Genomic DNA, 9,515 nt, shown 5'->3' on the forward strand with positions numbered 1-9,515 from the left:
GACCCTGCCGCGCGAGGCTGACATCGTCGTGATCGGTGCGGGTGCGGCCGGAATTGCCGCGGCGCGGCGCATCATGGCGGCCAATCGCAAGGTCGTGGTGGTGGAAGCTGCATCGCAGATCGGCGGCCGCTGCATCACGGATACGACCACCTTCGACACGCCGTTCGATCGCGGCGCGCGCTGGATGCACAATCCCGACACCAATCCGATGATCCGGCTGGCGCGCAGCGCCGGGCTCGACGTTCTGCCGGCGCCGTCAGGCCAGAAGATGCGCATCGGTCGCCGCAACGCACGCGCCGGCGAGACCGAGGAATTCCTGGCGGCGCTGGTGCGCGCCAACCGCGCCATCGACGAGGCCGCGCGCGGCAAGCTTGATACCGCCTGCGCCTCGGTGCTGCCGAAGGACCTCGGCGATTGGGCCGGCGCGGCCGAGTTCATGCTGGGCGCGAGCTTCGCCGGCAAGGACCTGAAGGAGTTGTCTGCGATCGACAAGGCGCGGGCACAGGATCGCAACGCCGCGATCGCCTGCCGCCAGGGCCTGGGGACCCTGATCACCAAACTCGGTGAGCAGGCGCCGGTCGCGCTGTCGACGCCGGCGAGTCGGATCGTCTGGAGCAATCGCGACGTCAGCGTGGAGACACAGGCCGGCAGGATCGCCGCACGCGCCGCCATCATCACGGTCTCGACCAATGTGCTGATTTCGGGCGCGATCAAGTTTGGGCCTGACATTCCAAAGCGCACGCTCGATGCCGCCTCGAAGCTCACGCTCGGCAGCTACGATCACATCGTGCTGCAGCTACCGGGCAATCCGCTCGGCCTGTCGCGCGACGACATCCTGATCGAGCAGAGCAATTCGACGCGCACGGCGCTGATGTTCGCCAATATCGGCGGTTCCTCGCTATGTTCGATCGACGTCGGTGGCTCGTTCGGCCGCGATCTCACCCAGCAAGGCGAGAAGGCGATGACGGCCTTCGCCAGGGAATGGATCACGAAGCTGTTCGGCAGCGAGGTCGCCGCCGCCGTGCAGAAAGCCAGCGTGACGCGCTGGAACGCCTCGCCGTTCGTGATGGGTGCGATGTCGGCGGCCTCGCCCGGCGGTCAGCTCTCGCGAAGAATCCTTGCCGAGCCGATCGGCAACATGTTCCTCGCCGGCGAAGCCACGCACGAGACGCTGTGGGGCACCGTCGACGGCGCCTGGGAAAGCGGCGAGCGGGCCGCGGACGCGGCCTTGCGCAAGATCGGCGCGCTCAAGGACGAGCCGGTCGATGTCCCGACGCAGTCGACGAAGAAGCGGCGGGCGCCGCAGTCGCAGAGGAATTGATTAGTCGTCGTCCTGGACAAGCGCAGCGAAGCGAAGCGTAGATCCAGGACCCATTACCCTAGGGATTGGTTTGGCGGAGATTCTTGGTCACCTGCTCGCGCTACAAACGCTGACCGGAGTAATGGGTCCTGGCTTTCGCCAGGACGACGGTGGATTGCTTACCGCAAAATTCCATCGAGCGCCGGCAGTCCCGCGATCACGGCCACCGCGATCAGCGCGTAGCAAATCGCGCGAAACACTTTCTCGCTGGCGCGGCCGAACAGCGACGCGCCAAAGGCGACGCCGATCGCATAGACCGGCCCGACGATGAGCGAGAGCACGAGCGATTCGCGGCTGATCAGGCCGGTGGTCGCGTAACTGATCATCGAGAAGAAGTCCGACGCGCCGAAAAACAGCAGGATGTTGGCGCGCGCGACGATCGGGGCGATGGGACGGCCGAGCCAGTAGCCGACGATCGGCGGGCCTCCGGTCTGGGCGAGGCCGCTGCAGAAGCCGGAGAGGCTGCCGATGCCGACCGAAAGCCAAGCGTGGTCCTTGCCGCGATAGCGCCAGCCCGACAGCAACAGAAGCAGCAGCGCGGCGACGAAGCAGGAGATGATCCATCTCGTCGTGACGGGTTCGAGCACGCTGAGGAAATAGGTGCCGACGGGGACGCCGACCAGCGCGCCCAGCACGATCACGGCGGTGGCCTTGCGGTCGGCCTTGCGCCAGGCGTCGGGCAGCAGCGGCGCGGCCGCGACGAAGTCGATCACGAGGAGCAGTGCGGCAACCAGACGCGGCGCCGCGATGCTGCTCGCCAGCGGCATGAAGATCAGGGCCGAGCCGAAGCCCGAGAAGCCGCGCGCGGTGCCTGAAACGAAAGCGACGGCGCAGAGCGCCATCGCAACGGTGAGGCTGACGTCCTTTGGAAGAAAGTCAGTGAGACTCATGCTCTAGATTTCTCGAGCATGATCATGCTCTCAAAGTGCCGCCGGTCTTCTTCGTCACCTCCGCCACGATCTTCGCGGCGACGGCCTCGATCTCCTGGTCGGTCAGGGTCTTTTCGCGCGGCTGGATCGTTACCGCGATGGCGATCGACTTTTTGCCATCGTCGATGCCCTTGCCTTCGTAGACGTCGAACACGTTCACGGCGGTGATCAGCTTCTTGTCGACGCCCTGAGCCGCGCGCACGATATCGCCGCTCTTCACGGTGCGATCGACGATGAAGGCGAAATCGCGTGAGACCGGCTGGAATGCCGACAGCTCGATCACGGGCTTGGCACGGGTCGGCTTCTTCTTCGCCTCGGGGATGCGGTCGAGGATCACCTCGAATACCATCAGCGGGCCGCCGGCACCGAGCGCCTCGAGTGCGCGCGGATGCATCTCCCCGAAATAACCCAGCACGTTCTGCGGCCCGATCTGGATCGTACCGGATCGCCCGGGATGCAGCCAGGACGGGCCGCCCGCGACGATCTGAAGGGCCTGCATCGGTGCCCCTGCGGCGGCGAGCACCGCGAGCGCATCGGCCTTGGCGTCGAACAAGTCAGCCTGCGCCGAACCCGACCAGTGTCGTCCCAGACCTTGCGACGACGCAAAGCCGCGGCGGACGCCGCTTGCCGCCATGAACTGATCCTGCGGGCGATCGCCCTTGAACGCCTGCCCGACCTCGAACAGCGCGACATCGCCAAAGCCGCGATCGGCATTGGCCTGCGCCGCCGCGATCAGGCCCGCCAAAAGGGTCGGGCGCATGTCGGACAAATCCGATGCGATCGGGTTGGCGACCTCGAGTTCGCGCTGGCCGCCGCCGAACAGCTTTGCGGCGGACTTGGTGATGAAGGACCAGGTCACCGCTTCGATGATGCCGCGGCTCGCCAGCGCGCGCCTGGCGCGGCGGGTGCGGAGCTGGAGCGGGGTCAGCACGGGTTTGCGTGCGTCCTCGCCGCGCTCGAACGGCGTCATCGGCACCTTGTCGACGCCGTGGATGCGGACGACTTCCTCGACGATGTCGGCCTTGCCGTGCACGTCGGTGCGCCACGACGGCACCGCGACCTTCACGACCGGGCCCGGGCCCGCCATCATGAAGCCGAGATGGGTCAGGATGCGCTTCATCTCCGGCATCGGCACTTCGATGCCCGAGAGCCGCTTGACCTCGGTGACCGGGAAATCGATCACGCGGTCGTCGCCGAAGGTCTTGCCGACAACGACGTTCTCGGACGGCGTGCCGCCGCACATCTCCATCACCAGTTTCGTCGCGAGCTCCAGCCCCGGCACCATGAAGGCCGGATCTACACCGCGCTCGAAACGATAACGCGCGTCCGAATTGATGCCGAGCTTGCGGCCGGTCTGGGCGATGTTGATCTCGTTCCACAGCGCCGATTCGATCAGCACGTCGGTGGTGGTCTCGTCGCAGCCCGAGGCCTCGCCGCCCATGATGCCGGCGAGCGATTCGACGCCGTGCTCGTCCGCGATCACGCAAATCGCGGGATCGAGATTGTAGCTGCGGCCGTCGAGCGCGAGCAGCGTCTCGCCGTCACGGGCGCGGCGCACCACGAGATTGCCCTTCACTTTCTTCGCGTCGAACACGTGCAGCGGTCGTGCGCGGTCGTAAGTCAAGAAGTTGGTGATGTCGACCAGCGCGTTGATCGGACGCAGGCCGATCGCGGTCAGCCGCTTCTGCAGCCATTCCGGCGACGGTCCGTTCTTCACGCCACGCACGAGACGAAGCGCAAAACCCGGGCACAGCGTCGCGTCCTCGACCGTGACCTTCACCGGGCACGGGAATTCGCCCTTGATCGGCTTGATGGTGGGATCTTTGAATTTGCCCATGTCGGCGGCGGCAAGATCGCGCGCGATACCATGCACGCCGGTGCAGTCCTGCCGGTTCGGCGTCAGATTGATCTCGACCACGGGATCGCCGAGGCCGGCCCATGCGGCGTAAGCAGCGCCGATCGGCGCATCCGCGGGCAATTCCATGATGCCGTCATGGTCGTTGGAAATCTGCAATTCAGCCGCCGAGCACAGCATGCCGCGGCTCTCAACGCCGCGGATGGTGCCGACCCCGAGCGTGATGTCCTTGCCGGGAATGTAGGTGCCGGGCGGCGAAAACACGCTGACGAGACCCGTCCGCGCATTCGGCGCGCCGCACACCACCTGCACGGGCGCTCCACCGTCGCCGGTGTCGACCATGCACACGCGCAGCCGATCCGCATTCGGATGCTGCTCGGCGGATATCACCTTCGCGATGGTGAAGGGCTTCAGCGCCTTCGCCTTGTCCTCGATGTTCTCGACCTCGAGCCCGATCATGGTGAGCTTCTCGGCGAGCTTGTCCAAGGGCTCGTCGGTGTCGAGATGTTCCTTCAGCCAGGAGAGGGTGAATTTCACGAGCTCAGCCCTCCCGCGAGCGTCGGTACTTCGAGCGGCTTGAAGCCGTAATGGGACAGCCAGCGGACGTCGCTGTCGAACAGCTGGCGCAAATCGGCGATGCCGTATTTCAGCATGGCGATGCGGTCGATGCCCATACCCCAGGCGAAGCCCTGGTACTCGTCGGGATCGATGCCGCAGGCGCGCAGCACGTTCGGATGCACCATGCCGCAGCCGAGAATCTCGAGCCAGTCCTCGCCCTCGCCGAAGCGGATCTCGCCCTTGTCGCGGCGGCACTGGATGTCGACTTCCAGCGACGGTTCGGTGAACGGGAAGAACGAGGGCCGGAAGCGCATGTTGATGTGATCGACCTCGAAGAACGCCTTGCAGAACTCGTGCAGGATCCATTTGAGGTGGCCGAGATGGGAGTGCTTGTCGATGACGAGGCCTTCGACCTGGTGGAATTGCGGCGTGTGGGTCGCATCGGAATCGATGCGATAGGTGCGGCCCGGGCAGATCACGCGGATCGGCGGCTTCTGGCTCAGCATGGTGCGCACCTGCACCGGCGAGGTGTGGGTGCGCAACAGCATGCGGGAGCCGTCCTCCTTCGGATGGAAGAAGAAGGTGTCGTGCATCTCGCGCGCGGGATGGCCTTCCGGAAAATTCAGCTTGGTGAAGTTGTAATCGTCGGTCTCGATATCCGGGCCTTCGGCGACCGAGAATCCCATGTCGGCAAAGATCGTGGTCAGCTCGTCCCAGACTTGGCTCAGCGGATGGATGCGGCCGGCCTCGGCCGGCGCATCGCGCAACGGCAGGGTGACGTCGATGGTTTCCGACGCAAGCCGCGCGTCGAGCGCCGCCGATTTCAAGACGTCGCGCCGCGCGGCGAGCGCTTCGGTGACCTTGTCCTTGGCCTGGTTGATCGCAGCGCCCTGGGTCTTGCGCTCGTCCGGCGACATTTTTCCGAGCGTGGCAAGCAGCGCCGAGATCGAGCCCTTCTTGCCGAGGGCCGCGACACGCACCGCTTCGAGGGCGGCCTCGTCGCCGGCGGCGGCGATCTGGTCGAGGATGGATGTTTCGAGCGTTGCGAGGTCGGACACGGTCAAATCCCTGCTGCCAAATTCGGCTGGGTTGTCGCCGCCCGAAGGCCGTAACGTCAAGCGAAAAGCCGGTCATTCGGGCTGACGAGCGGCTGGGTTGAACCTCGCGCGGGAGGCTGGCACCAAGGGGGATACGAGGAGGCTTTCGCGATGCTCTCAAGATCCGGTCTGGCTGCTCTCGCCGTCGTTCTCTTGGTCGCGAGCACCCCGGCGCGCGCCATGGTCTGCATGGAGAAATCCATGACGCTGGACGAGGTCGTCGACACCATCGGTGCCCAGAAGGGCTGCGAAAGTGCGATGAAGGTGTTTCAGGATTGCCAATTGACCGCGAGCGGCGATGTCCAGCTCGGCGCCGCCGTCGAGAAGAAATGCGAGGCGGACTTCATGCCCGGCCTCAACATTGCGCGGAAACGGGCTTACCAACGCGAGATGCGCGTGTGCGACCGGAAGTACCGGAATAAATCCGGCACCATGTATCTGTCGTTCACAGCATTCTGCCGGGCGGAGATCGCCCAGCGCTACTCGCAACGCGCGCTGAAAGCCGGCGGAGCCGGCCGTTAGCGCGGGCGTGCTCAGGCCGCCAGAGCGGCTTTGGCCTTCTCGGCGATCGCCTGGAACGACGCGGGCTCGTTGATCGCGAGATCCGACAGCACCTTGCGGTCCACGGTGATCCCGGACTTGGCCATGCCGTCGATAAAGCGGCTGTAGGTCAGGCCGAACGGACGCACGGCAGCGTTGATGCGCTGGATCCAGAGCGCGCGGAACGTCCGCTTCTTGCGCTTGCGATCACGGAAGGCATACACGAGAGCCTTCTCGACCGCCGGCTTGGCGGTGCGGATCGTGTTCTTGCGGCGGCCGCGGAAACCCTTGGCGGCCTTGTAGACTTTCTTGTGCTTGGCGTGGGCGGTCACACCGCGTTTGACGCGAGCCATGACAAATATCCTTCGAAAGATGACTTGATGTTCGGATCGCCGCGAAAGCTGCGGCGCGGGTGGCAATGATCGTGGACGCGATCAGGCGTTCGGCAAGAAGTACTTCTTGACGTTGTCGCCGTCGGTCTTGAACAGCACGGCAGTGCCGCGCAGCTGCCGGATCTGCTTCTTCGTCCGCTTGATCATGCCGTGACGCTTGCTGCGATGAGCGAACATCACTTTGCCGGTGGCAGTCACCTTGAAGCGCTTTTTAGCGCCCGATTTGGTCTTCAGCTTGGGCATTTGGCTCTCCTAATGGCCATAGAAATCCGCCCGCGAAGGCGGCTGGCCGTCAAAATGCTCGTTAGAGCGTTGATTGTGCTCAGGTTTTACGAACAAGCGCGAAACCCGCACGGACACCGCCACGGCAGCCCTTAATCAGCCGGGCAATGAAGGCTGGGCTTATGACAGAGGACGGGCGAATTGGCAACGATGAACCGGTGGAACCTAGCCGCCGACTATCCGGAATTGCTAACCTCATGTCCGAGCCGTGTCGCCCGGAGCAGGATTAAAATGCCCTATTTTTCCCAATCGCTTCCGTCTTTGACGGATGTCGCTCGTCCGCGCCGCCTGGCGCTGTTGGCTGTGCTCGCCATGGCTGCGTTTCCGTCGACTGCCGATGCTCGCATCCGCGGCTATGACGGCGTCTGGAACGTCACCTTCGCCACCACCCGCGGCAATTGCAGCTCCGGCTACAGCGTTCCCTTCACCGTCGCCGGCAGTCGGGTGTCGTCCGCCGGCGGTGGCCGGGTCTCCGGCAAGGTCAATCGCAGCGGTGGCGTCGCGGTCGAGGTTTCGGTCGGGGCGTCCCATGCCAGCGGCGGCGGCCGGCTCGCCGGCGCGGCCGGGACCGGCTCCTGGCACGGCATCATCTCCGGCGACCGCTGCAGCGGCATCTGGCAGGCGACAAGGACGTAATTCGAGCGAGCCATCTCCGCGATGGAGGTGCGCTCCCTCTCCCGCAAGCCGGAGAGGTCGCAGCGGTGCTCGCGGCTCGAATATCCGACAAAAAACAAAACGGCCCGCCGGAGATCCGGACGGACCGTTGAATTCTTCAGCCTAAAGAACCGGCGTCAGCGCGGCGCCAGAACCATGACGACCTGACGGCCCTCGAACCGCGCGTCCTGCTCCACCTTGGCGAGCTCGGCGACGTCGGTCTTGATCTTGTCGAGCAGCTTGGTGCCGATCTCCTGGTGCGCCATTTCGCGGCCGCGATAGCGCAGGGTGATCTTGACCTTGTCGCCTTCTTCGAAGAACCGCTGCATGGCGCGCATCTTCACTTCGTAATCGTGGTCGTCGATCATCGGGCGGAGCTTGATCTCCTTGATCTCGACGATCTTCTGCCGCTTGCGGGCTTCAGTGGCTTTTTTCTGCGCGGCGTACTTGTACTTCCCGTAGTCCATGATCTTGCAGACGGGAGGGCTGACGTTCGGCGAGATCTCGACCAGATCCATGCCGGCTTCCTGGGCCAAGCGGATAGCCGCGACGGTCTCGATGGTGCCCTTGTTGTCACCGGTCTGATCGATCAGCTGGATCTGCGCATTGCGAATATCGTCATTGATGCGCGGCCCGTCTTTGGCGGCAGTGGGCGGGGCTTTATTTGGACGGCGAATGGGTGGTTCTCCAAAGTTATGAAAAGAGGCGGCTATTTTGCAGGAAGATACGGTTGCCGGCAAGCAATCGCTCGTGCGGCGGTCGAAAAAGCCTCAAATGCGAGGCATTTTGGCCACGGCGGGGCACGCAGAGGGACATAGACACCTTGCTTCTGTTCCGCAAGCGTCCCAAAGGGCCAATGACGACGTCCAGCTGCGCTGCGGAGCACGTCCGGACAGCTCAAACCGCACAGCCAGAGTAAACGTTCCATGAATCACCCAATTCCCGATGCCGTGCTCGACTTCATCGATGTGGGCGAAGGCCCCTCCGCACGCCGGATCGCGGTGCGCCGCCGCGCGGCCCAAAAATCTGGTCAAGAATCTGGTCCAGAACCTGGTCAAGGACCGGGACTGGTCTGGCTCGGCGGGTTCAAATCGGACATGCGGGGCAGCAAGGCCGTGGCGCTGGACGAATGGGCCCGGGACCACGGCCGCGCCGTGGTCCGTTTCGATTATTCCGGCCACGGCGAATCCGGCGGCGATTTCGCCGACGGAACCATCGGGCGCTGGCTCGAGGAAAGCGTCGCGGTATTCGAGCGATTCTGCGACGGCCCGCAAGTCCTGATCGGCTCGTCGATGGGCGGCTGGATGGCGCTGCTGCTCGCGCGCGAGATCAAAAAGCGTTCTGGCAAGGCCTCGCTGGCGGGCCTGGTGCTGATCGCGCCGGCGCCGGACTTCACCGAGGAGCTGATGTGGAAGAATTTTCCGGCCGCGGTGAAGAAAGAAATCGAGACCAAAGGCGTCTGGCTGAGACCATCGGATTATGGCGACGGCTCGCCCTATCCGATCACGCGAAATCTGATCGAGGAGGGGCGCAACCACCTCGTGCTCGGCAGCGCCATCGATCTCGGCTGTCCCGTCCGCATCCTGCAAGGTGCGCAGGATCCTGACGTGCCCTGGCAGCACGCGTTCGCGCTGACCCATCGCCTGCCGGCCGACGACGTCGTGCTGACCATGATCCAGGACGGCGATCACCGCCTCTCGCGCCCGCAGGACATCGCCCGCATTCTTGCCGCCGTGGCCGAGATCGGGTGAAATCGCCACCTAGCACTCGGTGTCATCGCCCGACTTGATCCGGCGATCCAGTATTCCAGAGGCGCTCGTGCTCAAGCCGAGAAGCCGCGGCGTACTG

The 9,515-nt window shown here is 64.6% G+C and carries 10 protein-coding genes; 4 read left to right on the top strand and 6 right to left on the bottom strand.

The genetic code is table 11. From position 1 onward, the window contains the following. Nucleotides 1–1,321, top strand: a 1,321-nt coding sequence (locus IVB47_RS09675) for an FAD-dependent oxidoreductase (protein WP_247461229.1), incomplete at its 5' end; no start/stop codon positions are given. A gap of 158 nt (nt 1,322–1,479) precedes the next feature. Here IVB47_RS09675 and IVB47_RS09680 read toward each other — a convergent pair. From IVB47_RS09680 to pheS, 3 genes are read right to left on the bottom strand one after another with little or no spacing between them, the layout of a single operon-like run. After that, entirely contained in the window at nt 1,480–2,250 is a 771-nt protein-coding gene (locus tag IVB47_RS09680) for a sulfite exporter TauE/SafE family protein (protein WP_247357391.1), read from the bottom strand. A gap of 22 nt (nt 2,251–2,272) precedes the next feature. Next, entirely contained in the window at nt 2,273–4,681 is a 2,409-nt protein-coding gene (gene pheT / locus IVB47_RS09685; RefSeq protein WP_247461231.1) for a phenylalanine--tRNA ligase subunit beta, read from the bottom strand. Beyond that, entirely contained in the window at nt 4,678–5,760 is a 1,083-nt protein-coding gene (gene pheS, locus IVB47_RS09690; protein WP_106944075.1) for a phenylalanine--tRNA ligase subunit alpha, read from the bottom strand. Before pheS ends, pheT begins: the two co-directional genes overlap by 4 nt. 150 nt (nt 5,761–5,910) lie before the next feature. Between pheS and IVB47_RS09695 the strand changes: the two genes are divergently transcribed. Continuing rightward, nucleotides 5,911–6,321 (top strand): hypothetical protein, encoded by a 411-nt coding sequence (locus IVB47_RS09695; RefSeq protein WP_247357393.1) that lies wholly within the window; start codon nt 5,911–5,913, stop codon nt 6,319–6,321. Between the two features lie 11 nt (nt 6,322–6,332). Here IVB47_RS09695 and rplT read toward each other — a convergent pair whose 3' ends face one another. Together rplT and rpmI are read right to left on the bottom strand one after the other, a co-directional pair. Beyond that, on the bottom strand, nt 6,333–6,692 hold the full coding sequence (gene rplT / locus IVB47_RS09700) for a 50S ribosomal protein L20 (protein ID WP_007598538.1): 360 nt from the start codon (nt 6,690–6,692) through the stop codon (nt 6,333–6,335). Nucleotides 6,693–6,773: 81 nt separating this feature from the next. Next, nucleotides 6,774–6,974, bottom strand: a complete 201-nt coding sequence (gene rpmI, locus IVB47_RS09705; protein ID WP_007598540.1) for a 50S ribosomal protein L35 — start codon at nt 6,972–6,974, stop codon at nt 6,774–6,776. A gap of 270 nt (nt 6,975–7,244) precedes the next feature. Between rpmI and IVB47_RS09710 the strand changes: the two genes are divergently transcribed. After that, complete coding sequence (locus IVB47_RS09710) at nt 7,245–7,649, top strand: hypothetical protein (protein ID WP_027566193.1); 405 nt, start codon at nt 7,245–7,247, stop codon at nt 7,647–7,649. Between the two features lie 155 nt (nt 7,650–7,804). Here the strand turns inward: IVB47_RS09710 and infC are convergent, their stop codons facing one another. Continuing rightward, nucleotides 7,805–8,344, bottom strand: a complete 540-nt coding sequence (gene infC, locus IVB47_RS09715; RefSeq protein WP_155809540.1) for a translation initiation factor IF-3 — start codon at nt 8,342–8,344, stop codon at nt 7,805–7,807. A gap of 249 nt (nt 8,345–8,593) precedes the next feature. Here infC and IVB47_RS09720 point away from each other — a divergent pair, with 249 nt between their 5' ends. Next, a complete protein-coding gene (locus tag IVB47_RS09720) occupies nt 8,594–9,418 on the top strand; it encodes an alpha/beta hydrolase (protein ID WP_247461233.1) in 825 nt (274 codons plus the stop codon). The last annotated feature ends 97 nt before the right edge of the window (nt 9,419–9,515 follow it).

It is taken from the genome of Bradyrhizobium sp. 62, assembly GCF_023073035.1.
Lineage (GTDB): Bacteria > Pseudomonadota > Alphaproteobacteria > Rhizobiales > Xanthobacteraceae > Bradyrhizobium.